The following is a 22,958-nucleotide window of genomic DNA, read 5'->3' on the forward strand; positions in this document are numbered from 1 at the left end:
CTTCTCTTCGTCGCTTTTATTGTTTTCCCATTATAGAAAAATTTCAAAATAAAGTAAAGAGATTATTTTACAGCATGAAAAATAGTGGTAGCCTTTTTCAATAAAATGAGCGGTTAATCGCCCAGTTCCACACCCTAAGTCTGCAATCGTCCGCACAGATAAAGTCTCTAATAAGTCGAGGAAAAATTGATCGTCTTTTCCAAATCCATTCACTTGATCATAAACAATTGGAATCATACAAGCCCCCCTACTACTCTACAAATTTGTACATGTAGTATTCATTAATTGGACGCCCATCCACCATGAGCGAATGAATTTTTTCACCTTCTACCGAAAACCCAAGTTGCCGATATAAGTCATATGCTTTCTTGTTTTCCTTTATCACGGTTAATTCAAGTCGGCTGATTTTCATATCTCTTGCCCAAACAAAAATCTCTTCAAAAAGCTTCGTCGCTAACCCCTGCCCTCGATATGCTTCATCTATGCCCACAACAATGTACGCAGAATGACGATTTCGCCTTACTGTGCCACCAATTGCTAAAATAAAACCAACCAAATCCTCACCATCATCTGCCACAAACAATGCAGTACTTTTCGTTTGTATTACTCGCTCAATAAACGCTTGCTGTTGCGTGACAGTTAGTTGTTTTTCACCGGGCTCATGTAACATAAAACCAGATTCATCGATTCTCTTATTCAATAATAAATAGTGTTCTGCGTCTTTTAATTCTATAGGTCGAATCTCCACTCAAGCACCGCTCCTTTCCCAAAACATATGAAATTGAAAAATTATCTTTCCTCGCTTACAATAAATAGACTAGTTTATTGGAGGTATACCCATGGCGTTTCGTCTTACCACACTTGTTCTTCATAGTATCGTTTTGATAATGGCTCTTGTCATTGGCTTAACGGCACTTTACAACCCTAGCAATATGTATGCAGTCCCTTCCCAAAGCATTTGGCTGACTTTACTAATCTTCTTTTCAATTTTAACGATCGTATCAACTGTGTTTCAACTTAAACGACCGAGCGGAGCTGCATTAGTTTTATCTACGCTTGGATTAGTCGCTCTTTTTTTCTTTATTCCCGTTGCCACTGCATTCATCGAATATTTCCTTAATCTCTAGGAGGGTCCTGATGCGACTCTCTTTTTCTATTTCGTTTTTTCGTTTTAAAAAGAATGAAAAAAGGGTAAGGTAGTATCATCAAAGTGCTACAGGAGTGTTTTTATGCTAGAAAACGAAGAACTGCAATTATTCCAGCGTGAAATTGATTATCTTGAAACGTTAAAAACCAAACACAATCACCCGTCTTGTCCTCTTTACCACATGCTCACATCACACATATAAGCGACCTTCAATTAATTTTACAGCAAGAAGCGTAATGACCCCTACATGCTTGCATCTTCATCCTTAATGTTTCCTTGCTCCCTCACCGATATGAAAGGCTTCCCAACCAGGAAACCCAGCAAAATCAGTGAATGAGTGACAAGGTTCAAAGGCTGACATCGTTTCGATAGCGCGCCTTTTGGTTTGTCTAGCCGATTTATATTTCTCTTTTTTTACTCCATCATGCCACGTTCCTTTTATGTGGAGGTTTCATCACCTGTTATCGAGCCAAAGATAACGAGATTCGCTTCTTGCTGTTTCACAAGATACTGAACGGCAAATGAGACATGGCTTCCTTGCTCTGCTTTCATGTATACACCTTCCCACTCCACTTTAGCTAGGGCATGATAGTCGTCTAACTCCTGAACCGAAACAGCCGTTGCAATCATCTTCTTAGCCCCAATTGAGCGATAATAGTCAAAGTTTGCATGTATCATATCAACTAACGTCTGATCGTTTTTTGCTACTTTCATTTGAGCTGAATCGGTTCCAATGAACGCAGCAGCATAAAAGTCCGCAAACTGGGTTACCGATTTTTCTCCCGCCAATACTTCATTTAGCTGTTTCTCATATAATTTAAAAAAATCTTCTACTTCCATTTTATTAATCATCTTCGTCACCTCATTAGACATTCTTCTTTCTCCCTGTTTTACCTTCATACTGTTTATAAAAACCTATCAGATAATTAAGAACAACATACAAAATGTTTTATGATAAGCAAAAATCCCTATAGGAACAGAGGTTCACCCGTTCCCATAGGAATTTGTCTAGAAGCTCTATTCGTTTGACGTTGCTAGTGGAGCTTGTTCATCCTGAACCCATTCTGTCATCGAGCCATCATACACGGCAACGTCTTTTCTACCTAAAAGGTAGAGAATAAATGCATTCCACGTTGCTGCAATACCGCCACCGCAATAAGCAACAACACGCTTAGAAGAATCAAACGCACCAGTTGGTTCAAATATACTGCGCAATGTTTCTTCATCTTTCACTTTTAACGTTTCGTCATCTGAGAGAGTAGCAAAATAAACATTTTCGCTACTTGGAATATGACCTGGACGACCATACGTGTTCTTTTCCCCACTAAATACTTCAGGAGATAAGCAGTTCAGTAAAATCGTGTCTGTATCTTTTGTAGCAGCAAGTACATCTTCTTTTGTTGCTACTAATTCTGGTCGACGTGTTTTCGTAAACGTTCCTTGAGGGTACGACTCTTCGCCACTTTTCGTCGGTCTTCCTTCTGCTTTCCACTTCCGAAAGCCACCTTCTAGAATGGAGATGTTGTCAAATCCTTCATAACGAAGCTGCCACCATACGCGGGATGCCCAATCTGAAGCAGAATTGGTAGATCCTACTTCCGCAATTCGATCATAAATGACGACATGGGTTTGGTCATCTACGCCTAGCTGTTGAATTTTTTCAACAAAGCGCTCTCTACTCGGTAAAGTAAAAGCTTTTTTATCATCAGGATCAGCTAATTCATGCAAGACATCGGCATGAACAGCTCCAGGAATATGTTCTTCTTTATAGGCGTCAAATCCACTATTAATCGAATATAAACCATCACCATCAGGCAATTTTAAAAACGTTGTGGCATCTAATAGGCGAATCTCTTTATCGTTTAAATGCTCAGCAAGCCACTCAGTGGATACTAAAGGTGAAATCGTTGTCATGATGGACATCCTCCTTAATGTTTCGAAACTATATTAATCCTATCATTTTAAACGGGAATAAAAAAGGAAAACGATTTGCATGTTCTCATTTTATTGTTTCCTTTCATTCCAAGATTCCCCTACTGAACGTTGGAGTTCCGGAACAAAACCTTAATTAGCTTCGTGCAGTTATTCCTCCATCTACAGAAATGATTTGCCCAGTCATATACGAACTGTAGTCAGAACAAATCCATAAAGCTGTATTTGCAATCTCTTGAGTGGAAGCGATTCTACCTTGTGGAATCACAGCCTGATAATCTTTCTTTGCTAAGCCGGTTTGACGAAAGACTTCTTCCAATAGTGGCGCCTCAACAGGACCGGGGCATAAAGCATTAATCCTAATTTGATCGTGTGCATGTTCAAGCGCGGCGGTTTTCGTTAAATGATTGATAGCTGCTTTTGAAGCGGCATAAATAGAGATACGCGGCGTTCCTCCAATGCCATTAATCGAGGAGACATTTAAAATAACGCCGGAGCCTTCTTTTTTCATATGTAGTAATTCGTATTTCATGCACAGCCAAGTTCCTTTTAAATTGGTGTCAACCACTTGATCAAAATCTTCCTCCGTTACATCTGTTAGCTTCACCAAGTCCGCAACAGTTCCAGCGCTGTTACAAGCAACATCGATCCGGCCAAATTGAGCTACAATTGTTTCAAAAAAGGTTTTCACTGCATGACTCGAGCGTATATCCACTTGATAAGCATGGGCTTCCCCTCCTTTTTCAGAAATTGAATGCGATACACCTTTTAACTTTTCCAATGTCCTCCCCGCAAGGACGACGCGCGCGCCTGCCTCACTAAACCTTCGAGCCAGCGCCTCTCCAATTCCAGAACCTCCACCAACGATCACAACCGTCTTCCCTACATAGTTGAGCTCAATCAATTTCACCCCTCCTTTACTGTTCTTTAATTCTTGTTGATTCACACATCTCCTGCTCCTCCCCTTATATGTTTACTCATATAAAAATCGGGAAATTTACGTAAGAACACTAATTTGAAAGGATGTTTCACCATGGGCAAGCGTATTGCCGTTTTAATCACCGATTTATTCGAAGACATTGAATACACAAATCCGAAAGAAAAACTTGAAGAAGCCGGCCATACACTCGTTACCATCGAGAAAAAAGCCGGTAATCGTGTAACAGGAAAAAAAGAACAAGCAACTGTAACCATTGATAAAGGCATTGATGATGTAACGCCTGAGTCGTTTGATGCCCTGCTTTTACCAGGAGGCTTCTCTCCAGATAAACTGCGCGGGGATGATCGATTTGTCGCCTTTACAAAAGACTTTGCCGATAAAGGCAAGCCTATTATGGCTATCTGCCATGGACCACAGCTTCTTATTAATGCGGATGCGTTAGTTGGACGAACTGTAACGGGTGTGAAACCTATCGTGCCAGATCTCGTCAACGCAGGTGCGCGTTTTGTTGATCAAGAAGTCGTGGTTTGTCAAAACAACTTAGTAACAAGCCGTACACCTGATGATTTACCTGCTTTTAACCGAGAATGTTTAAACGTTCTTGAAAGAGCATAGTGACGAAACTAGACCGCCAAGTCGAATGGACTTAGCGGTCTTTTTTTACCTGAGGCTCGTTCGTTTTAAAAGGGAATGACTTGCTGCGAGTAAGCCCATTATCGGCAGAATAAACCAATAAATCGTGAATAATGCTTCACCTTGATGCAAGGTTGTGACATAAGTGATCATTGCTTCTTGAACAAATGGAATAAGAAAGAGAACGCCCACTCCAGCTAAGAAGAAATAAACGGCTTTTGTTCCGAAGCACTGTCGGACACTAGCAATAAAGAATAGAAGAATAGCAACAAAAAGAACCGCGATCAGTTCGTACACGAGTACAAATGATAATGACAAGGCTGGCAAGAATTCTGCAAACCCGAGTAAGAGAACCTGCTCCATACCAACGATTGAAGCAACCCAAGGCAAAAGCTGGATTAAACTGTGATGAACGACAGCACCCATCCCAATAAAAACCAACACAAGCAGCATACTAGCAAGCATAAACTGTTTTCGTGTTGCCCCTAATTTTAGTGCGTAATGAAAGTCATGTTTGATGATGTTAAAACTAACTGACCCTATCCAAAAAAGAAAGATTGGCCAAACAAATAAGAACACTTGCGTAGAAGTCAACGTTGTAATGACATAGCCACTCATGAGAATTCCCGTAAGAATGAGCCAGAAGATCGTAAACAGTTTTGCCAACTCTGGAAACATTGATTGAAAAATAGAACCTATTTTCATTTATTGATCCTCCATCTCTTCATCATCGTAAGGTCATTTTCCTCAACACAGGTTGACTAGCTAGGCAAGCGACCACACCAATGATTGCTAATAAGAAAAACGTCCCAAGCGCCTCGCCCTGATAAAGCATCCGTAGCCAACTTGTCACCCCATCTCTCGTCATCGGTAGCAGAAAGAGTAAGCCGAGAGAACCAGCGAGAACGTAAACAGGCACAATGCCATATTGATAACGAATCACACCAATAAGATAAAAAATTCCTAATAAAAAGAATGCAAATGTTAGATCATAACCAAAGGCATATAATGTAGACAGTTCTGGCAAAACTTCTTGAAATCCAATGAGCGTGACATTCTCAATCGATAAAGCTGCTGCTACATTTGGTAGGACAAACAAATACACGCGATGGATCAGCTGGCCAACGAGAACCGCAATTAGTAAAATCAATACACTTCCCGCAAAAAATTGTGTGCGTGTCGCTCCCAGTTTAAGCGCATAGTTTAGATTATTTTTCGTTATCAGAAAACTATTCGCGCACAACCACACAAGAAAAATGGGCCAGACAAGCAAAACAATCGACGTCCCCATAAATGATGCGATTACATAACCAATGAACAAAAAGCCAGTTAAGGTAAGCCAAAACATCGTAAATGCTTTTAACATATCTGATAAAATTAATCTTTTTATTTCAAAAACTTTACTCATTGAGGCAACGGCTCCTTTGATGTATAGTCGATAAAAAACTCTTGTAGGGATAAAGGCTGAACGCTGCAACCGCTTGGAATGACTGGCACGTCCCCTTTATTACATAAAACAGCTACTGTCGCTTCTGATAAGAGCGATTCTCTTGCTAGCACGTGTTGCCCAGTCAGATCTAAATTAGCCAGAGCGTCTTTCGGTCCGCTTATACGTAACGCTCGTTCTGCTAGATCTTCTACTGGTTCTTGCAGCAGGATTTTCCCGTCATTCACAATGATGGTATGTTCGAAGATCGCTTCCGTTTCTTCAATAAAATGAGTCGAGAACAGAATGACGCGCGGGTGCTCAACATAGTCCTCAATAATTTCTTTGTACAGTTTCTTTCTCGCTGTTGCATCCATGCCAATGTATGGTTCATCAAAAATCGTTAATGGAGCTCTACTAGCTAGACCAATACTCATATTTAAAGCGGAATTCATCCCCTTTGAAAGTTCATTCAAACGTTTGTTTAACGGTAAGCGATACTCCGACACTAAGCGAGTTAATAACTCTTCGTTTAATTGAGGATAAAATGCTTTTACATGCTGAAGGACATCTTTTACTCTTAACGTCGGCTTAAAATTATCACTTTCTTGAATGAAGCTAATCTTATTTAACGTTTCGCTATGATCAAATGGATTCTTGCCATCAATCTCAACCATGCCACGATCCCAATTCGATAACCCAGCAAGAATGTGCATCATCGTCGTTTTCCCTGCACCATTCGGTCCAAGCACTGCATAAATACCTACCTCATCAATTGTTAAATCGATGTTATTTAACACAGGCTGACCTTTGATTTCTTTCGAGACTTGTTTTAGTGTAATATTCACTTTCGTTTACCCCTCTCCTCATCAATTAACTGCTTAATTTGTTCATCACTTAATTCGATTTGATTGGCTTCCTTTAACATGGGGGCAATATACGTTTCTCTAAACGAAACTTGACGTTCTTTAATGAGTTTCGCCCTTGCTCCCTCCGAAACGAACATGCCAATTCCACGTTTTTTATATAAAATTTCTTGATCAACTAATAAATTAATGCCCTTTGCTGCGGTTGCAGGGTTAATTTGCAAAAGTTTCGCAAATTCATTTGTTGAAGGCACTTGATCGCCTTCTTTTAATTCTCCATTGACGATGTCATTGGCAATCCGAACCGTAATCTGTCTGAAAATCGGTTGATCACTGGAAAATGAGAACACCATAAATTGCATAACCTCCACGGTTCATTACTTATGTAACTAACCATATAACGGATAAACAAGATTGTCAACGAAATAAACTGAATAAAATTAAAATTAGTCAAAAGGGTATTTTTTGAATTGACCTTTGTCTGTTTTCATTTAAAAAAACAAGGCTTCAGTCGCCTTGTTTTGATTCTTCTTGCTTTTGGTCTTTTCTTTCTAAATAATAGACACACCCATGACTTGCCATAAGTAATAGCAAAGCCACAAAGTTCCATTGTGGTGGAGTAATAAAAATAATGAGCAATCCTATAATAAGAGTCGGAATGACAATCTTATTGTATCGCTTTAGTCGTTTACGGGCACTGGGTTCGATGAAGCTGATGCAATCACGCCTTTCAATAACGTTGTGACAAATCTCAAATGTCGTTCAAACCTCTTCAAGTTTAGCCTCAACTTTTCCTGCAATTCTTTAAGGCAAATTGAGAATATCATGAATAAATAACGTTGGCTCCTTAACTAAATTAATGATTTCTGACTCACTCCCGTACCCTACTTGATGCGTTGGAAGCGTTCGCACAAAAGGTCGATGAGGAATCCCTATATTTTGTGCTGTCACAACACCTGTCTGCTTATTTGATAAACGGACATGACTACCAACTGGATAAAGCGCAATGGAGTGCAGGAAGACAATCATAATATGCCAGTCATATTTCATGGTAATTCCAAAAATGTACTCAATTGCTTCGATCGGACGTCGTTTAACGTGTGATCGACTTTGATGCAATAACTCATCATACTGGTTAGCAATTGCAATAATCTGGCCCGCTTCTTGAAGATGACTTTGCGATAAATGGATCTCCGGCAAACGATACGCTTGTTCCTTCGCGACGCTTTTCGTAATGAAACGCACTTCTCGTAACCATTCAGCTTCTCGATATGGGGCAAAATCAGCCCAATCCAGCCCCCGCCTTCCATCCTCTATGCCATGTAGCAACGCAGCTAGAATCAAAGTCGTTAACTTCTGCTCATCATATTTTAATTTTTTTCCTACATAAGCCGATAATACGCTTACCTTAATGGAATGTTCGAATAAATGATTATCTTCAGTCTTTAATTTATGAAGCCACGAATTGATGGCCGTGAACTCAACTAGTTGCTGAATAGAAGCCAACACGGCTTTTTTTTCATTTTCAAGATCCACTAAAAGCCAATTAAACGATTGAATAACGACAGGCATAATCGTCTCTACTTTTTCTCGTTCTTCTTCTTGTAGCTTATCATCAATCGGAAGCTGGTAGATACCAAAATTTTTTAACCGCATAATGAGCCGATGGTTTAATACCGTTCCCTTTCTTAGAAGAAAATGCCCATTTTGTGAATGCACCACATCGCCTAACACCATTCCTGGGATTACATGATCACTTTTTATATTGGTGATTCTCACATCCCTATCCTCCACTTCTAAATAACTAGGATTAAAGCCTCTTTATGTTTCCATAATAAACTAAAACCTCCCGATTGACTATCTAAACGAACCGATCCTTTCAACTTTTTAAAAATAAACTGATAAGAGAACAAAAAAAAGCGCCTACAACAGGGTTCATCCTGCCATAGCCGCTTTTTAGTTACTTCAACGCCTTACATATTTTTCAGTAAAGAAAGGTTCTCCATTTTCACCAAAATCAACGCCTACTCCTAAATGGCGAAACTCTTCCCTAAGAATCACATCTCGATGTCCCTTAGAATTCATTAACCCTTCATGGGCATAAATACTACTAAACTGACCCATTGCTAAGTTTTCTCCCGCGCTTCTAAAGCGAATCCCATCTTCGCTCATTCGGTCATAAGGCGATTGCCCCTCTAAATTCGTATGACTAAAGTATTGGTTTTCAGCCATATCCGCGCTATGATCTCTCGCTGTATAACGGACATCTTCATGCCATTCGAGAATAGGCAAGTCATGCGCAACACGCTCAGCATTCGTTAAGTCAAATAGCTGGTATTCAAAACCATCACGCATGTCATCCGTTGGCTCTGTGTAAAGCGAGCGTTTGCTCTGCTCCACTCCATGGTCAACGATCTGCATACCCGTCACCATGAGGTCTTGATGCTCATCATAAAAGACCGTCACATAGCTATCGTCTAATTCAAACATATCATAAGCTTCTTCTTCATTTAATTTATAAGAAAACGCCCCTTTACGAAGAACGTCAATCGGCTCCTCAAACGCATCACGAACCTCGCTCTGGTCTGTTCCATAGCCAATGCCAATGTCGGAGGAAATCAAATCTTGATTCGTATAGAGTCCTCTAACCACATCTTCATCATCAAAAAACACCATGATAAAATTTTGGTAATCTGTATGGTATGCGTGCCACTCTTGTCCATACTCATTCATAGACACTCGTTCTGGCTCACCAGCTTCTTGCTCAACATCTTCTCGGCGATCACCTAACTCAATATTATGGATTGAAAAAATTTGTTCTTTAGGTTGGTCAAGTTCCACCGCTTCAACAGGAACAGCTTCTTCTGCCTCACTTATCTCCATATCTTCCATTGGTAAAACTGCTCGCAAGAAGTCATCGAAAAACTCAAAAGACAAATCAAAAGTTGTCTCCTCGCTCCATGTCTGAACAGATTCTACCGATGAAGCAACGGCGTTTCTCGTTGGCTCCACCCAAAACTCTCTTGTACTATATGCAAAGATTACGACAACAAGAATTGCAAGTAATCGTTTCATCATTCACGCCCTTATATACCAGTCATTCTATTCTATTAATCAAGATAGCCAATCTAGAACAACTTCAAACTAAATCTAACGTCAGACATCTCTTGTCTCTCTATTATAAAAGAGAGGGTCTTGCGCAATCAAAAGGAAAATAATAGAACAATGTGTGAGGAAATCGTGTTTGCTATGGTACACTACTTCTAACCTGAGACAAAAAGAAAGGAGCAAATGATGCAACGACTTTCTACTTTAACGAAGGAACAACTAGCTCAAGCAGCAACGCTTTATACCGATGTATGGCAAGAAGATCAGGAGGAATGCTTGGCACGATTTCAAAAACATGCCACTTATCCGCATTTTCACTCGTCCGCAATGATGATCAATGAGCAAATGATTGGCTTTATTTATGGCTATACTTCTCAAAAAGGACAATACTATCATGATTTACTAGCCAACCACATGGATCATGCAACCTACCTTGAATGGCTGTCTAACTGTTTTGAAGTCGTTGAATTGCTTGTTCACCCTACTTATAGACAAAGAGGCATCGCCACCACATTACTCCATCAACTCCTAAATAAAGCACCTAATCAAACAGCCCTCTTAACGACACAACAGGAAAATATGCCCGCTCGCATGCTTTATGAGCATGAGGGTTGGACGTTAATAAGTGATTCTTTCATTCCTCAGAACAGCGCAACGACGTATGTGATCTACGGAAAAAAGATATAAAAAAGAGCTTCCTTGACGGATGCCCCTAAGCTTCAGTATCAATATGGTCCTTTATAAGCTGTAACAATACGAAGCATCCAACCGCCACACCAGATAGAGATAAGATCATTAACATCAACAAACTACCTGTTCGTGCCGCAAATAGAGAAAATAGATAAGCCATGATCACACAAAAGAGTAGCGTTCCAATCACCTTATATGCATGCTTCACTTGCTTCATCCCTCTCGAGTTTTTACTACCATTCCCATTAGGAGAGAAACTAAACCTGTTCTTTTAACTCCACATGACGTTCTCTCTCTTTATTTTCGTGAAAGACTTGCGAAAACAACCCTATACTTACGAAACCCATTACACTAAATATAACTGTCATTATGAACGGGGACAACCAGTGACTGACAATCATCACAATACCGGCGCTACTCACACCAAGTAACAACGCCACATGATACCAGCCCATATACGTACTTCGCTTCTCATCTGGAATAAGTGTTGCAAGCATTGCTTGTTTTACAGGGATGTGAAGTACTTCTCCTACGGATGCGATAAACATTGCACCTATAAGAATAATAGGTGTCGTACTAATACTAAGTACTACGTAGCCACTGAAAAAAAGCAACACACCTCCTATAAGCGTCACACGAGGAGGCCATTTCCTTGTCAGTGTCGCGATGCCAAGCGTCAGAAAAAGAACAAGGACGGTGTTTTCAACTTTCAGTAATCCAAGCATTTCAACGCCTCCTGCTTCTTGAGAGAAGAAAGAAAGAATCGCTTCACCAGCTTGTATCTCCGTCGATAATCGAACACCTATATACGTAGTTAATTGTTCTTCCATTGCTACCAAAAGTAAACTAGCAGAGCTAAATACGAGAAACACCCGTTGACTTAAAAGAAACATCATTGGACGTCTCTCTTTCGCCAAACTTAAAAGCACTTGTTGTTTAGGCGTATACGTTTCTGCTATAAAGAAATAAGTGACAAGAATCGTTACTAAACTTGCGCAGGCTACAGTGAGCAACAGGAAAAATAAGTACTCGAAAAAGAAAAAAGCACCGATTACACTCCCAATTGCTACGCCTAAATTTCCCAACCAATATGAATATGTATAAATATCCTTACGCTCCTTTGGGTGGCTACAATCCAGAATAAGCGCCTGATAAATTGGGTTAACGGCTCCCATACAAAATTGAGCAAGTATAAAAAAGAAAAAAGTAATCAGCGCAGAATCCCCCCACGGACCATTGGCAAATGCAGCTCCAATGTATGCCAAAACCGTCCCTGCTTCGAAGAGAAGAATGAGCTTCTTTCGCCCAACTTTATCAGAACGACCTCCGCCAATCACCGATCCAGCAACGCTAGAAAGCATGACGCCAATAAACATCAGACCACTCCGTACCACCCCAAGCTCCGCAGAAAAATAAATAATGAGGTAAGGTATAACCATCATAGTTGTTAGCTTCGAAAGAGACATCAACCCTAAACGAATCTGAATCGTACGTGAAAAAGATCGAAAAGACATCTTATCATGATCTCCTTTTAATGATTGATTAATCAATCATTATTAAATTATTTTTTTGGACCTATTGGTTTATAGGTCCAAATAATTGCATTGTCGTTTTGTTAAAAGATTCCCAGAAAGCACTGTACCTTGAATCGACTGAGTTTATACGTATGCCTGTTAGCAAACTCGTATACATTGTCGCTACAGTCATCGTATCCTGGTCTATCAGTACCTGCTTGTTCTGACCGTTTTCTACTAATCGTTTAACCTTTTCTCGAAATTGATCGTGAAAGGCATCCAATTCAGCGAATGCTTCTGGATATTTGTTGTGCTGCCCAATAATTTGCACAACAATCATTAAATAATTTTGTAAATTAGCGTAAATCGTCAAATGCCGATCAATCATTGTTTTCAATTCACTTAGCGGTTCTTCTGATTCCGCATTAAATGACAATACATCGTTTTTGAATGCCTCTATTGGTTCAACAACGACGGCATAAAACAAAGCTTCTTTATCTTTAAAGTAAGTAAATACACTACCAAAACTAATTTCAGCAGACTCAGATACTTTTTTGATGGTTGTGCCTTCATAGCCAAGTGTCGCAAATAATTCTGTCGCTACATCGAGAATCAGGGTGCGCTTTTTTTTCATGTTCTCTCGCTGCGCTTCTGATAAAGGCATGCTAATCTCTCCTTCTTAATGAATGAATGATTGATTAATCAATTGTTAAAAGAAGTATAAAGGATTTTTTATTTTATGTAAACAAAAAAAGACTGCCAAACAAGGCAGCCTGTTAAACGATTATTCAACACGATCACTGTTCGTGCGATTTTTTGTTCCATTTCCATCGTTAAATTCTTCTCTCGTGAAGACATCCGCAACATTCATATTAAACTCAACTAGCTCTAACCCTGTCATTGTTTTAATATTTTCTGCTACTTCTCTTTTAATCGACTGATAGATGGATGGGATTTCTTTTCCGTATTCTACGTAAACTTCTAAATCAATTGCCGCTTGTTTTTCACCAACATCGGCACTAATGCCTTTTGTAATATCTTCGTCGCCGCCAAACGTTTCTTTAATACTTGAGAAGAATGAACCACTCATTCCTAAAATTCCTTCTGCTTTCATCGTCGCAATGGCCGTAATTTTTTTTATGACTTCTGTGTCATATGTTAATTTGTCGCGATTTTGATTCTTTTCTTCTTGCTCTCTTTTTTCTTTCATGTACGTTTCATCTGTTTTTGTCGTTGATTTTACGTTATTCATTTTCATCATCTCCTAATTCGTGTAATTTATTGTCTTTTACTAAATAGAGCATCTAGATAGCCAGAGGCATTTAAATCTCCATCAGCCCATTTACCAACTAAGAAACCAATTGTAATGAATAGTCCAACGGCAACGGTGTACCAAAAGCCAATCGTAAAAAAGAGAACACTGAACACCGCTGCAATCAGAAGACCTACAATCCGTCCGCGATAACGCTTTACAGTTTCTGGATTCATGCGCACCCTCCTTAAATAACACGTTGCCGCTTATTTTGATTCGGTTGATTCTGTTTCACAAATACTTTCACTTCAGAAACAGCTACTTCTAACCATGATTCAAGATCTTGCTTTACCCGGTCCTGTAATTTTTTTGCGTTTTGTTGGACAGGGTTTGGCCCAAAAGGCGTATACGTAATTTCCAATGCTACTTGATTGGAATCTCTAGAGATCCTTGAATGGATTTCTAACGAACGCATCCCATCAAGGGACCGTGCGCTTTTTAATGCAGTTGATTCAATTGACTGCTTTGAAATTCCAATTTCCCCTACCTCAGTAGAGACGTGATAGGAATGAATTTCACTTTCACTTCTTCTGAAACTAGCAAAAAACAAAATCAAGGATAGCAAAATCAGAAAGGCGAAGACACCGATCAAGACCCAAAAGTACGGTTCACCAAGGGCAAGGATCTCGTCAAACACATTGTACACATTTGTTATTTGCAGAATGAATCCTACAGAAACAACAAGTGTTAATAAAGCAAACAGTGCCATAAAAAATCGCAGAACGCCATTCATTCTCTCACCTCCTTCAAAAAAACTTGACATCTATCTTGCAAGATTAGACTCGCTATTTTTTTACCCCCACTGCAAAAAGCTAAACCCTCTTTTCTGCAACTTTATAACTAGGTCACTTTTCTTTTTTAGGAAATTCAGAAACTAGGTTAATCTTCTTAAAAATCGGGTACAAAGGAGCTATACACAAACTTTTCAAGGAGTGATTTTTTGCGTAATGTGTATGAGCTAAAAATGAATTCTGGTGAGACAAAGTTATATGGTACAAATATGAGGCTGGAAACGGTTTTGCGAGAGGGTATTAATTTAGAGGAAGTGCTATACGAATTCGGCTATGAACGTGAATTTATTTATACATATATTGAAGATATTAAGCGTGATTGCCTATACTATACGCTTGAAGAAGCCTTATTACATAAAAGACCAATGGAACATTTCTAAAAAGAAACAGACTATTCTTTTCCAGCTTATCGAACTGATCGATAAGCTTTTTTATTGTGCACCTGCCCCTTTCCCGCCATTCAAATAAAATTGGACGTAGCGCATGACTTCTGTCTTAAGTCGATTAGAAGCCCCTCCTGTATAAAGAATTTTTCCGTTTAACCAGCACGCATACGTGTACGTTCGATCTGCTTTGATCTTTGGACGTAAATTCACTCGCATGTTTCGCTTCGCCATTACAGCTTGAGTCTGAAGCAAATCCCTCTCCAAAAAAATGAGTGCTTGCTGAATCACTTTCACGTAAGCTTCAGGAAAAGTCACTTGGATGTTTCGTTTTAAAAACGATTGTTGCTCTGAAATCAGAATTTTTTTAGCAAGCGCGATAAAAATATATGTACGGAAAATGAGTATAGGCTCTGTTTTTACGGTAAGCAAGTGAGCAAAGTCTAGCTCTTGATCTACTCGTGTATTCATTTCGCTCGCCACCTTTCTTTCTCGTTTATTATATACGAATATACGTTCGGTATTCAAGTAAAAAGAAAAGCTGACAACAATTGATTTATTGCCAGACTTTTTCATAATCCTGTTTATCTTGCACCTACAACTGGATGCGGGACGTAACGTTCTTCTAGATAGTGCATTTCTTGAGATGTGAGCTTGACATCCAACGCCCCTACTGCGCTTTCCAAATGTTTTTCTTTTTGAGCACCTATGATGGGAGCCACGACTGGATCCTTGTTCAGCAACCAAGCCAGTGCCACTTTATCACGTGAAACCCCATGTTGATCGGCAATTTCTCCTACACGCTCTATAATTCCTCGATCCACATCCTGCATGGGGTCATACTTTGATTTTTGTGTTTGGTCAGTTTCAGAGCGTGGGGTGGATTCAGACGGATCCCGCGTTAAACGACCTGCTGCTAGTGGGCTATAGGGCGTGACCGCAATTTGTTGATCACTGCAATATGGCATCATTTCTCGCTCTTCTTCCCGATAGATCATATTATAGTGGTTTTGCATCGATACAAATGGCGTCCATCCATTTTCCTTTGCTATGTGCTGCGCCTTTTGAAATTGCCATGTAAACATGGCGCTCGCCCCAATATGCCGCGCCTTTCCTGCTTTCACCACATCATGCAAGGCTTCCATCGTCTCTTCAATAGGCGTGTCGTAGTCCCAGCGATGAGTAATGTATAAGTCAACATAATCCATTCCTAGCCGTTCTAAACTATGGTCAATTTCCGTTAAAATTTCTTTCCGAGAAAGTCCCCCACTGTTCGGTCTGTCAGGTCGCATCGGCATAAACACTTTTGTTGCCACAACAATGTCATCTCGGTTTGCGTAGTCATTTAGCGCTTTTCCTAAAACTCGCTCACTTTCACCCATTGAATAAATGTTCGCCGTGTCAAAGAAATTAATGCCAAGATCAAGAGCCTTTTTAATAACCGGGCGACTTTTCTCTTCATTTAAGATCCATTTATGAATCCAATTATTCGGGTCCCCGAAACCCATCGCACCTAAACAAAGTCGCGAAACGTCCATTCCTGTGTTGCCGAATTTAACATAGTCCATTACGATAAGCCTCCTTTTCCTCCTAGTTTACCCTCTAGACTAAACTCCAACGCAAATTAATAGTACTCGTTTAGATTAAAACGCCGGCAAGAAAATGCTGACAAGTCGATGTCAGTGTTTCCAGAAATAATTAGCTGACTTAATGCTTGACCCACCGCACTACTAAATTTAAACCCGTGACCAGAAAAGCCCGCCGCGATTGCAACATGTTCATGCCGCGGATGCCGATCAATAATAAAGCGATCATCTGGTGTCATGGTATAAAGGCATGTCTTTCCATATGTCAGATTCCCTACTTTAGGCAAGGAATGGCGTAAAAATGTATGTAAATCCTCTTCATCCTCTTTCCTTGCCCCAAAAGGCTGCAAATCATGATTAGGGTTTACGGGCACGCCTCCATCGTGACGTCCGACTTTTAAACCAGCGCCGTCAATACTAGGGAAGCCATAGTACAAACCATTCTCTGTTTCAAACGCAAAAGCTGGAAATTGTTCTGAACCGTAGTGTCGTTCATCGGCATCGTACCATGCAAAAGTCTTCCGAAGAGGAGTCAGAGGAACCGTCAAATCAAGCTTCGCTAACATTTCCTGCGCCCATGCTCCTGAGGTAACGACGAGCGAATGGGCATTATAGGTATCTGTTTTTGTAAAAACAGTCACAGAATCTTTGTGTATCTCTACATCTTGAACGCTCGTATCTCCGATTATGGTGGCTCCGTATGATTCCGCTAACGTACGGTACGCATCAATACTCTCCTCGCACCTCAACACACCCGAGTTTGGTTCAAAACAACCAACATAGCCTGGCTGTACGTTGACACCTGGGTACCGATGATGAATATCGTTTGCATTTAAAACTTCTAATGGAAGTTGATACGCCTCGGCACTTTTCAACGTTCCTTGAACCAACTTACTTTCTTCTTTCCCCACACTTAATACACCTGTTTTTAAAAACAACGATTTTCCGCTCTCTCTTTCAAGTGACGTCCACAATTCTTGCGCTCTCAGCACAAATGGAACATAGAGCGATCCTTCTGCGTAGGCATGACGAATGATTCGTGTCTCTCCATGGTGACTTCCCCTTTGATGAGGTGGATGAGACGAATCAAGTAACAACACTCGTTTGCCACTCTTCGCCAAAAAATAGCCTGCCGCCATCCCCATTGAGCCGGCACCAACAACCAAAACATCATACTGCATCTGCTCTCCACCTTCATTGCATGAATTTTCGTACTAGTATACGATAATTAGATGAAGAGCGAAAGAGGATCACGTCAAACGCATACTCTTCTCCCTCAGCCATATACTGTATGGATTTGTTCTAAATAGAGGGGGGAAATGACGGATGTGTACATCGGTAACGATAAACACAAAAGACGACCATCATTTTTTAGCAAGAAATTTTGATTTCTATGAGTTGCCTGTACCTTATGAAGTAACGGTCTTACCGAGAAAGTATAGGTGGCTTAATAAACAAGATAACCGGACTATTACAAGTCGGTATGCGGTTGTAGGAATGGGGGTACGAGCGGATGACCAGTTCGGCCTTTTTGATGGATTTAACGAAAAAGGGTTGATGGGCGTAACCCATTACTTAGAAGGATTTGCTCAATTTGAAACGCAACGACGCAGAGATAAGATTAACCTTGCTGCTCTTGACTTCATCTTATTTGCACTTACACAATTCCAATCCACTGATGAAATCGTTCGTTATCTTGGCGATTTAAATTTAATGGAACGGGATTTAGAACTAACAGACGGTCCTCCTCCAATCCACTGGACTTTTACGGACAGCGCCAAGAAGACCATTGTCATTGAGAGTACGAAAGACGGTGTGAAGGTATACGATAACAAAGTCGGTGCTTTCGCCAACAGCCCTGATTTTCGCTGGCACCTCATTAATTTAAACCAATATGCCACACTCTCATCCATTCAACCGAGTCAAGAAGTTGTCTGGGGAGACTACCCCCTCGTGCAGTCACCTGAATTATTAAGCGGTAATTTCGGCATTCCCGGCGATTACACGTCTCCCTCTCGATTTGTTCGAGCTGCCTTCCTCCGTAATCATATTGAAGAAGCCGAGACAGAAGCAGATGGCTTACTCAACTGCATTCGAACTCTCGATTATTGCAGTGTCGCTAAAGGAGCAGATATTGAGGATGGTGATGCTTCTTACACCTTATACACTAGTGCGATGTGTGCTGAGACGGGTTACTATTATTATTATACTTATACGAACAACCGAATAAACGCCGTCAATCTTTTTCATGAAGATTTATCTGGGCAAGAGAAAATAACATTTCCAGTGAACATCAAACAATCCATTCATTATCAGAATCCCAGAGAGCGGGAGGAAGAAAAACATAAAGATGAATACGATGAATAAGTCGGCTATTGCCGGCTTATTCATTTATTTTTCGAACAATTTTAATTTATATCACCGTTAATCAAACGTTTAATTAAGGGATTGAATTTGCATGAAACCTGTTATCGAGAAGAAGATAAACACCGTGTTCACATGCTCTCCCTCCTCCTTATCGACACAGCTTCATCGGGTATTTTGCATTAACGTTTGCTGGTAGACACCGACTTTTTCAAGGAAATTTAATTCATTGCTGTTGTCTTGATCATTCACTTGATGCTTCATTCCCCGGGATTGATCTTTTCCGGCTTTTCCATCCGAAAAACGAACGTTTGGCGTGAAAGAGTTCCTGCTCACCTCCTTCATTAAAAATTCGAGTACTTAGATCCATGTATCGGTGCTGGACTTTAAACGTTTCGTTTGTACGATCAGACGTATATTCATAGACTGCCTGATTTTTTATTTGTTCTTTTGTTATCTTAGGTAACGCTAACAAACCAACCTTCTCTTCATTCATATAGACATTCCATTTTGGACGTATAAACGACTCTCGCACTTTATATTTTTTAAAATAGATGCTGTCACCAGTTGCCTCATCTTCAATATAAATATTTCTGTAATCAAACAGTCCGATTATTGATGAAATCCGTTCAAATCGGTTTGTAAATGTGACGCGTAACGTTGCGCGGTGATTCTCATTCTCGTCAAAAATACGAATGGGCATATCATTAAGTAAATAGATCGGTTCTTGATAATGCCATTCACTCGCCTCGTCTTGTACATCTGCCTTTTGTACAGATCCATTTTGCTCTTCTTGCTCAAATCGCTCGTTCGTGCGCTTCCTAGTGGTAAACGTATAGCTCAGTCGTATAATCATAAACGTCAGAGCAACTGCAAGTAGTACAGCGATCCAAACAGATTGATCTGAGAATGGTTGATCCGCAAACATGTATAAACCACTTTGGATCAAGAGATAGACTGTTGCAAATACCGAAACCAAAATCGTTGTAAGCACATACTCACCCTCTTCTCTAAATAGGTCCTATCACCTGCCCATTTCCATCAATCTTTTTTGTAAACATTTTATTTAGAGAAGGTCTTGCCTTTATATACCTGATTGATTGCTGTAATGCCTTACAATCATGCCATTACTCTTTTTCATGTCAAACTGCTCGTAATAACCAACTAAATCATCATCACAACATAAATCGACCATATAGTGATCGCTTAATTGATCCAGCATCTGCGAGACTAAACTCTTGCCAATCCCCTTGTTCTTATATGCTGGCAGCACTTCTAAAAACGGGATGTAGGCGGCAAGGACGCCATCGCTGATCGCTGTCGTATACCCAACTACACGATTCTTCTTTTCGTCTATCGCTAGAACGATATAGCTACTTTTTTCTAGAAGCGTCCTATGTTTTTCGGGTGTAGGGTGTTTGTGCCCCCAATCCTGAAAAAAGCCTGTTAACATCTCTGCTGATATACCGTCTAGCGTAGTTTGATAAATCATTCTTTTCCCCCCTTATCAATTAAAAAGGAATCTCCATAAAGAAGATTCCCTCTCGTTTCACCTTCTGGCTATGATCATAAATCGTTTTGAATTTGTTTCGATCCCATTTTCTGTTTGATAACGAGCAAGATAGGTTTGAAAATGCTTTTCATCATCTTCCTCCTTGCCGAAATGATCGATAATTGGTGTATGTGTCAGCAAAAAGCGTAAATCTTCATCTGATTTATAGTACTCAACTGCGTTATAGTCTTGGGCGAAAACCTCTTTAAATCCTGCTGCCTTCAATGCGTCGATATACGTTTCTTTTAACGTTCCATCTTTGACACCAAATGCCTGCCCTCTGCCAAAGCACTCTTTTAGATTAACCTTATCGCCTTCACTAACTTGTTGAGTAAGAAAAATCCCGTTCTCACTTACTACACACTCTACTACATTTGCAGAAAAGGGAGCATGACAGCAGGAGACCATTTCATACGATTGTTTTAAAACCTCTACTTCTTCAGACGCCATCTCGTGAAACGTAACATTTTCAACTGCTAAACGCTGTTGATTGCTTCGCGCTGTTTGTATCATTGTTGGCGATTGATCAACGGCATCAATATGAGCCACGGCTGGGGCCAGCTTTAAAATGTTTTCTCCTCCACCGGTTCCTAAGTCTAGTATTGTGTCTGTTGGCTTTGACAGTTGCTTTACTCGTTCATAAAAATTCCATTTCACACCTGTTAACGTTGTATTTACTTGACTGAAATCCCAGCCTATTTCTTTTCCAATTCGATTGTAAAATTGATGTAATTTTTCACTCGTCATTTTTGTTTCCACCTTTCAACACGTAACGTAAGCGCTTGGATCATTGTTCAAAAAAAGACAGACTTCTTCCTTGGTGGCTAGTACGCGTTTTTTCTAGCCCGAACAGGAAATAAATCGAACAAAATAAACCAACATGTTACGCTCACTCCTTTGAAAGATTACAACTAGTATACTACAAATCGTTTTAATAGAAAGAATATTTTCACGATAAACTCAAACGTTCTTTCCCTATAGGAAACTCAATCATATAGGCTTGAACGAACACGTCAAACCCAAGTGTTTCATAAAGACGAACGGCTGCTTTATTATGAGCAAGTACCGACAAATACACGTTTGGCGAGCAATGTAATCCAATTCGAACTAACTCACTCGTCACAGCTTTTGCGTACCCTTTTCCACGGTTTGATGGACATGTCATAATGTTTCCAAGCTCCACAAGTTGTTTGTCAAAGAAATGAAACCCACCAACAGAGACAAACTCCCCCTCTTGCTTGATCGCACAAAACGGATTTGTTTCTAGTTCCGCAGCAAGAAAATAATTCATTCCATTCTTTTTGATAAATGTTGCACAGGCATCATAGTCAATTTCTTTAACTCGCTCAATGTCTGTCGCCGAAATGAGCTTTGATTTATCTACGTGCCTCATTGTGATGAAATCAATTGGCTGACCCGTTAATTCAAGCTGTTGCCCAAGCAACTCCTTATCTTTCCCTGTTAGAATGGTACCGCCAATTTCACCAGGATTAAGATCTAGGTCAACTGTTGCAAACGCTAGTAAGGAACGAAAATCTACTACATCTCTATTAATCGGTAAGAAAGAAAACGCAGGAAAAGGTAGTTGATCTGTATAAGCAAGTACCCCTATTAGCTCTTCGTCCTCATATTGACCATAGAATGTTGCTTCCTTTTTGCGGACGGTCACATACATGTAAAACAAGAAGTTCTCCTCTTTTTTAACCTTTTTTGCCACATCATCAATTACATCTAAATTAAGCTTTCGATTAACGGACACTGCTTATCCCACCTTTTCATCCTTTCGTTCTACTATAACGAAAAACACCCTATACGTGTAGCAAGGGTGTTGATCTTTTGTGACTAGCGTTTAATGCCGCGATTAATCCCTCTGTAATGGTTAAGCGATGAAACGTTATTTCAGAAACCGGAAAGACATCAATGACTGCGAGCAACGGAAGCAGTCCACCTTTAAACGAGGCAATGCGATGCTTTGGAATCCACTTTAGCTGCACAAACTCTTCTTCGGCTTTTTCGAGAAGCTCATAGAGCTGCTGTTTAAGCACATCCGTCGAAAATGAGTCGGTTTGCACGTGCTCTTTTAAAAAATGATGAGCGCCACCAATCGTAATAAGGGAACGCATGGGCGCAGTATGGAAAACTTGATCCTTTGCAAGATGTTCTTTTAGCTGTCCGACAAACTGACGCCAGTCGGCTGTTTCTGCACAGAAAAAATCATTGCTTAACGTCAGCGCTCCAAAAGGGTAGCTTTGAAAGTAGGTTGCGCTCGATTTTGATACCATTGTTAACTCCGTACTTGCGCCACCAGTATCTAGCACGATCCCTGTTTCGAGACAAACCCGCTCCTTTAAGGCAAGGTATCCGAGCAAAGCTTCCACTCGTCCAGTCAAAATTTGAATACTCGAATGAATTTGGCTTTTAATTGCATGTAGCACATCCCCTTGATTCCTCGCCATTCGTAAAGCACCAGTTGCAAACACGAACGACCCACGACACACATAAGCTTCTTCAACCTTTTTAAACTGCTGGAGCGCCCATATGATTTTTTTTACTGCTTGCTCTTTTAAGATTCGATCTTTCGTTAAATGCTTGGCGAGATGAACTTGAGCCTTCTTTTTCGTCACAATACACCATAGCCCTTTATCTCGTTTGCAAATCGTACATTTCATAGAGTTGGAGCCGATCTCAATCATGGATACATAGTGCATAAAATG

30 protein-coding genes are annotated in these 22,958 nt (G+C 40.2%); 5 read left to right on the plus strand and 25 right to left on the minus strand.

Translation table 11 applies throughout. The features are described 5' to 3' along the window. Positions 1-30: 30 nt before the first annotated feature. Together ACE1TH_RS15085 and ACE1TH_RS15090 are read right to left on the minus strand one after the other, a co-directional pair. A complete protein-coding gene (locus ACE1TH_RS15085; protein WP_375079397.1) occupies positions 31-237 on the minus strand; it encodes a hypothetical protein in 207 nt (68 codons plus the stop codon). A 13-nt stretch (positions 238-250) separates the two neighbouring features. Further along, positions 251-748, minus strand: a complete 498-nt coding sequence (locus tag ACE1TH_RS15090) for a GNAT family N-acetyltransferase (protein ID WP_375079398.1) — start codon at positions 746-748, stop codon at positions 251-253. A gap of 91 nt (positions 749-839) precedes the next feature. Here ACE1TH_RS15090 and ACE1TH_RS15095 point away from each other — a divergent pair, with 91 nt between their 5' ends. Continuing rightward, positions 840-1,127, plus strand: coding sequence for a hypothetical protein (locus ACE1TH_RS15095; protein ID WP_375079399.1), 288 nt, complete (start codon positions 840-842; stop codon positions 1,125-1,127). A 458-nt stretch (positions 1,128-1,585) separates the two neighbouring features. Here the strand turns inward: ACE1TH_RS15095 and ACE1TH_RS15100 are convergent, their stop codons facing one another. The 3 genes from ACE1TH_RS15100 to ACE1TH_RS15110 all read right to left on the minus strand — a co-directional run bounded on the left by ACE1TH_RS15100 (position 1,586) and on the right by ACE1TH_RS15110 (position 4,025). After that, complete coding sequence (locus ACE1TH_RS15100) at positions 1,586-2,020, minus strand: hypothetical protein (RefSeq protein WP_375079400.1); 435 nt, start codon at positions 2,018-2,020, stop codon at positions 1,586-1,588. Between the two features lie 144 nt (positions 2,021-2,164). Beyond that, the gene (locus ACE1TH_RS15105; protein ID WP_099303920.1) at positions 2,165-3,061 is read right to left on the minus strand and encodes a sulfurtransferase; all 897 of its coding nucleotides are present in this window, start codon (positions 3,059-3,061) and stop codon (positions 2,165-2,167) included. A gap of 154 nt (positions 3,062-3,215) precedes the next feature. Beyond that, entirely contained in the window at positions 3,216-4,025 is an 810-nt protein-coding gene (locus ACE1TH_RS15110) for an SDR family NAD(P)-dependent oxidoreductase (RefSeq protein WP_375079401.1), read from the minus strand. A gap of 87 nt (positions 4,026-4,112) precedes the next feature. Here ACE1TH_RS15110 and ACE1TH_RS15115 point away from each other — a divergent pair, with 87 nt between their 5' ends. After that, positions 4,113-4,634, plus strand: a complete 522-nt coding sequence (locus tag ACE1TH_RS15115; RefSeq protein WP_255223965.1) for a type 1 glutamine amidotransferase domain-containing protein — start codon at positions 4,113-4,115, stop codon at positions 4,632-4,634. A gap of 45 nt (positions 4,635-4,679) precedes the next feature. Here ACE1TH_RS15115 and ACE1TH_RS15120 read toward each other — a convergent pair whose 3' ends face one another. The 6 genes from ACE1TH_RS15120 to ACE1TH_RS15145 all read right to left on the minus strand — a co-directional run bounded on the left by ACE1TH_RS15120 (position 4,680) and on the right by ACE1TH_RS15145 (position 10,022). Beyond that, positions 4,680-5,357: a hypothetical protein gene (locus ACE1TH_RS15120; RefSeq protein ID WP_375079402.1), complete on the minus strand. Its 678-nt coding sequence runs from the start codon at positions 5,355-5,357 to the stop codon at positions 4,680-4,682. A 22-nt stretch (positions 5,358-5,379) separates the two neighbouring features. Then, positions 5,380-6,060: a hypothetical protein gene (locus ACE1TH_RS15125; RefSeq protein WP_375079403.1), complete on the minus strand. Its 681-nt coding sequence runs from the start codon at positions 6,058-6,060 to the stop codon at positions 5,380-5,382. Beyond that, positions 6,057-6,926: an ATP-binding cassette domain-containing protein gene (locus tag ACE1TH_RS15130; RefSeq protein WP_375079404.1), complete on the minus strand. Its 870-nt coding sequence runs from the start codon at positions 6,924-6,926 to the stop codon at positions 6,057-6,059. The genes ACE1TH_RS15125 and ACE1TH_RS15130 overlap by 4 nt, the downstream gene beginning before the upstream one ends. After that, positions 6,923-7,297, minus strand: a complete 375-nt coding sequence (locus ACE1TH_RS15135; RefSeq protein ID WP_099303930.1) for a GntR family transcriptional regulator — start codon at positions 7,295-7,297, stop codon at positions 6,923-6,925. Before ACE1TH_RS15135 ends, ACE1TH_RS15130 begins: the two co-directional genes overlap by 4 nt. 451 nt (positions 7,298-7,748) lie before the next feature. Continuing rightward, positions 7,749-8,723 carry an HD-GYP domain-containing protein gene (locus ACE1TH_RS15140; RefSeq protein ID WP_375079405.1) on the minus strand — a complete coding sequence of 325 codons (975 nt, stop codon included), beginning with the start codon at positions 8,721-8,723 and terminating at the stop codon, positions 7,749-7,751. Between the two features lie 186 nt (positions 8,724-8,909). Next, positions 8,910-10,022, minus strand: coding sequence for a CAP domain-containing protein (locus ACE1TH_RS15145; RefSeq protein ID WP_375079406.1), 1,113 nt, complete (start codon positions 10,020-10,022; stop codon positions 8,910-8,912). Positions 10,023-10,235: 213 nt separating this feature from the next. On the opposite strand from ACE1TH_RS15145, the gene ACE1TH_RS15150 reads away from it, so the two are divergent. Beyond that, positions 10,236-10,739 (plus strand): GNAT family N-acetyltransferase, encoded by a 504-nt coding sequence (locus tag ACE1TH_RS15150; RefSeq protein WP_375079407.1) that lies wholly within the window; start codon positions 10,236-10,238, stop codon positions 10,737-10,739. Positions 10,740-10,764: 25 nt separating this feature from the next. Here the strand turns inward: ACE1TH_RS15150 and ACE1TH_RS15155 are convergent, their stop codons facing one another. The 6 genes from ACE1TH_RS15155 to amaP form a co-directional block, all read right to left on the minus strand. After that, the gene (locus tag ACE1TH_RS15155) at positions 10,765-10,959 is read right to left on the minus strand and encodes a hypothetical protein (RefSeq protein ID WP_375079408.1); all 195 of its coding nucleotides are present in this window, start codon (positions 10,957-10,959) and stop codon (positions 10,765-10,767) included. A gap of 40 nt (positions 10,960-10,999) precedes the next feature. Then, entirely contained in the window at positions 11,000-12,256 is a 1,257-nt protein-coding gene (locus ACE1TH_RS15160; protein WP_375079409.1) for an MFS transporter, read from the minus strand. Positions 12,257-12,317: 61 nt separating this feature from the next. Continuing rightward, positions 12,318-12,920 carry a TetR/AcrR family transcriptional regulator gene (locus ACE1TH_RS15165; protein ID WP_255223975.1) on the minus strand — a complete coding sequence of 201 codons (603 nt, stop codon included), beginning with the start codon at positions 12,918-12,920 and terminating at the stop codon, positions 12,318-12,320. Positions 12,921-13,040: 120 nt separating this feature from the next. After that, the gene (locus ACE1TH_RS15170) at positions 13,041-13,508 is read right to left on the minus strand and encodes an Asp23/Gls24 family envelope stress response protein (protein ID WP_255223976.1); all 468 of its coding nucleotides are present in this window, start codon (positions 13,506-13,508) and stop codon (positions 13,041-13,043) included. A 26-nt stretch (positions 13,509-13,534) separates the two neighbouring features. Further along, positions 13,535-13,744: a DUF2273 domain-containing protein gene (locus ACE1TH_RS15175; RefSeq protein ID WP_099303940.1), complete on the minus strand. Its 210-nt coding sequence runs from the start codon at positions 13,742-13,744 to the stop codon at positions 13,535-13,537. Between the two features lie 11 nt (positions 13,745-13,755). Then, positions 13,756-14,301: an alkaline shock response membrane anchor protein AmaP gene (gene amaP, locus ACE1TH_RS15180; protein WP_099303942.1), complete on the minus strand. Its 546-nt coding sequence runs from the start codon at positions 14,299-14,301 to the stop codon at positions 13,756-13,758. A gap of 207 nt (positions 14,302-14,508) precedes the next feature. On the opposite strand from amaP, the gene ACE1TH_RS15185 reads away from it, so the two are divergent. Continuing rightward, positions 14,509-14,739, plus strand: a complete 231-nt coding sequence (locus ACE1TH_RS15185; RefSeq protein ID WP_255223978.1) for a hypothetical protein — start codon at positions 14,509-14,511, stop codon at positions 14,737-14,739. 51 nt (positions 14,740-14,790) lie between these two features. Here the strand turns inward: ACE1TH_RS15185 and ACE1TH_RS15190 are convergent, their stop codons facing one another. The 3 genes from ACE1TH_RS15190 to solA all read right to left on the minus strand — a co-directional run bounded on the left by ACE1TH_RS15190 (position 14,791) and on the right by solA (position 17,509). Beyond that, positions 14,791-15,213: a YhjD family protein gene (locus ACE1TH_RS15190; RefSeq protein ID WP_099303946.1), complete on the minus strand. Its 423-nt coding sequence runs from the start codon at positions 15,211-15,213 to the stop codon at positions 14,791-14,793. Between the two features lie 113 nt (positions 15,214-15,326). Then, positions 15,327-16,310, minus strand: a complete 984-nt coding sequence (locus ACE1TH_RS15195) for an aldo/keto reductase (protein ID WP_099303948.1) — start codon at positions 16,308-16,310, stop codon at positions 15,327-15,329. A 56-nt stretch (positions 16,311-16,366) separates the two neighbouring features. Next, positions 16,367-17,509 (minus strand): N-methyl-L-tryptophan oxidase, encoded by a 1,143-nt coding sequence (solA, locus tag ACE1TH_RS15200; RefSeq protein ID WP_375079410.1) that lies wholly within the window; start codon positions 17,507-17,509, stop codon positions 16,367-16,369. Positions 17,510-17,654: 145 nt separating this feature from the next. Here solA and ACE1TH_RS15205 point away from each other — a divergent pair, with 145 nt between their 5' ends. Next, entirely contained in the window at positions 17,655-18,695 is a 1,041-nt protein-coding gene (locus tag ACE1TH_RS15205) for a choloylglycine hydrolase family protein (protein ID WP_255223980.1), read from the plus strand. A 241-nt stretch (positions 18,696-18,936) separates the two neighbouring features. Here ACE1TH_RS15205 and ACE1TH_RS15210 read toward each other — a convergent pair whose 3' ends face one another. The 5 genes from ACE1TH_RS15210 to ACE1TH_RS15230 form a co-directional block, all read right to left on the minus strand. After that, the gene (locus ACE1TH_RS15210; protein WP_255223981.1) at positions 18,937-19,686 is read right to left on the minus strand and encodes a tubby C-terminal domain-like protein; all 750 of its coding nucleotides are present in this window, start codon (positions 19,684-19,686) and stop codon (positions 18,937-18,939) included. 90 nt (positions 19,687-19,776) lie between these two features. Further along, entirely contained in the window at positions 19,777-20,184 is a 408-nt protein-coding gene (locus tag ACE1TH_RS15215; RefSeq protein WP_375079411.1) for a GNAT family N-acetyltransferase, read from the minus strand. Between the two features lie 57 nt (positions 20,185-20,241). Next, positions 20,242-20,991, minus strand: a complete 750-nt coding sequence (locus tag ACE1TH_RS15220) for a class I SAM-dependent methyltransferase (RefSeq protein WP_375079412.1) — start codon at positions 20,989-20,991, stop codon at positions 20,242-20,244. A 202-nt stretch (positions 20,992-21,193) separates the two neighbouring features. Continuing rightward, entirely contained in the window at positions 21,194-22,003 is an 810-nt protein-coding gene (locus ACE1TH_RS15225) for a GNAT family N-acetyltransferase (protein WP_375079413.1), read from the minus strand. 49 nt (positions 22,004-22,052) lie between these two features. Continuing rightward, entirely contained in the window at positions 22,053-22,952 is a 900-nt protein-coding gene (locus tag ACE1TH_RS15230; protein WP_375079414.1) for a Ppx/GppA phosphatase family protein, read from the minus strand. Between the last annotated feature and the right edge of the window lie 6 nt (positions 22,953-22,958).

The organism is Shouchella sp. JSM 1781072 (assembly GCF_041949915.1).
Taxonomy (GTDB): domain Bacteria; phylum Bacillota; class Bacilli; order Bacillales; family Bacillaceae_D; genus Shouchella.

Excerpts from the sequence above, each read along its gene's own strand:
- ACE1TH_RS15095 (WP_375079399.1), top strand. The coding sequence starts at position 840 with ATGGCGTTTCGTCTTACCACACTTGTTCTTCATAGTATCGTTTTGATA.
- ACE1TH_RS15160 (WP_375079409.1), bottom strand. The coding sequence starts at position 12,256 with ATGTCTTTTCGATCTTTTTCACGTACGATTCAGATTCGTTTAGGGTTG.
- ACE1TH_RS15155 (WP_375079408.1), bottom strand. The coding sequence starts at position 10,959 with ATGAAGCAAGTGAAGCATGCATATAAGGTGATTGGAACGCTACTCTTT.
- ACE1TH_RS15150 (WP_375079407.1), top strand. The coding sequence starts at position 10,236 with ATGATGCAACGACTTTCTACTTTAACGAAGGAACAACTAGCTCAAGCA.
- ACE1TH_RS15215 (WP_375079411.1), bottom strand. The coding sequence starts at position 20,184 with ATGATTTATCAAACTACGCTAGACGGTATATCAGCAGAGATGTTAACA.
- ACE1TH_RS15120 (WP_375079402.1), bottom strand. The coding sequence starts at position 5,357 with ATGAAAATAGGTTCTATTTTTCAATCAATGTTTCCAGAGTTGGCAAAA.
- ACE1TH_RS15135 (WP_099303930.1), bottom strand. The coding sequence starts at position 7,297 with ATGGTGTTCTCATTTTCCAGTGATCAACCGATTTTCAGACAGATTACG.
- ACE1TH_RS15190 (WP_099303946.1), bottom strand. The coding sequence starts at position 15,213 with ATGAATACACGAGTAGATCAAGAGCTAGACTTTGCTCACTTGCTTACC.
- ACE1TH_RS15145 (WP_375079406.1), bottom strand. The coding sequence starts at position 10,022 with ATGATGAAACGATTACTTGCAATTCTTGTTGTCGTAATCTTTGCATAT.
- ACE1TH_RS15125 (WP_375079403.1), bottom strand. The coding sequence starts at position 6,060 with ATGAGTAAAGTTTTTGAAATAAAAAGATTAATTTTATCAGATATGTTA.
- ACE1TH_RS15165 (WP_255223975.1), bottom strand. The coding sequence starts at position 12,920 with ATGCCTTTATCAGAAGCGCAGCGAGAGAACATGAAAAAAAAGCGCACC.
- ACE1TH_RS15230 (WP_375079414.1), bottom strand. The coding sequence starts at position 22,952 with ATGCACTATGTATCCATGATTGAGATCGGCTCCAACTCTATGAAATGT.
- ACE1TH_RS15220 (WP_375079412.1), bottom strand. The coding sequence starts at position 20,991 with ATGACGAGTGAAAAATTACATCAATTTTACAATCGAATTGGAAAAGAA.
- ACE1TH_RS15195 (WP_099303948.1), bottom strand. The coding sequence starts at position 16,310 with ATGGACTATGTTAAATTCGGCAACACAGGAATGGACGTTTCGCGACTT.
- ACE1TH_RS15170 (WP_255223976.1), bottom strand. The coding sequence starts at position 13,508 with ATGAATAACGTAAAATCAACGACAAAAACAGATGAAACGTACATGAAA.
- ACE1TH_RS15175 (WP_099303940.1), bottom strand. The coding sequence starts at position 13,744 with ATGAATCCAGAAACTGTAAAGCGTTATCGCGGACGGATTGTAGGTCTT.
- ACE1TH_RS15115 (WP_255223965.1), top strand. The coding sequence starts at position 4,113 with ATGGGCAAGCGTATTGCCGTTTTAATCACCGATTTATTCGAAGACATT.
- solA (WP_375079410.1), bottom strand. The coding sequence starts at position 17,509 with ATGCAGTATGATGTTTTGGTTGTTGGTGCCGGCTCAATGGGGATGGCG.
- ACE1TH_RS15205 (WP_255223980.1), top strand. The coding sequence starts at position 17,655 with ATGTGTACATCGGTAACGATAAACACAAAAGACGACCATCATTTTTTA.
- ACE1TH_RS15105 (WP_099303920.1), bottom strand. The coding sequence starts at position 3,061 with ATGACAACGATTTCACCTTTAGTATCCACTGAGTGGCTTGCTGAGCAT.
- ACE1TH_RS15100 (WP_375079400.1), bottom strand. The coding sequence starts at position 2,020 with ATGTCTAATGAGGTGACGAAGATGATTAATAAAATGGAAGTAGAAGAT.
- amaP (WP_099303942.1), bottom strand. The coding sequence starts at position 14,301 with ATGAATGGCGTTCTGCGATTTTTTATGGCACTGTTTGCTTTATTAACA.
- ACE1TH_RS15085 (WP_375079397.1), bottom strand. The coding sequence starts at position 237 with ATGATTCCAATTGTTTATGATCAAGTGAATGGATTTGGAAAAGACGAT.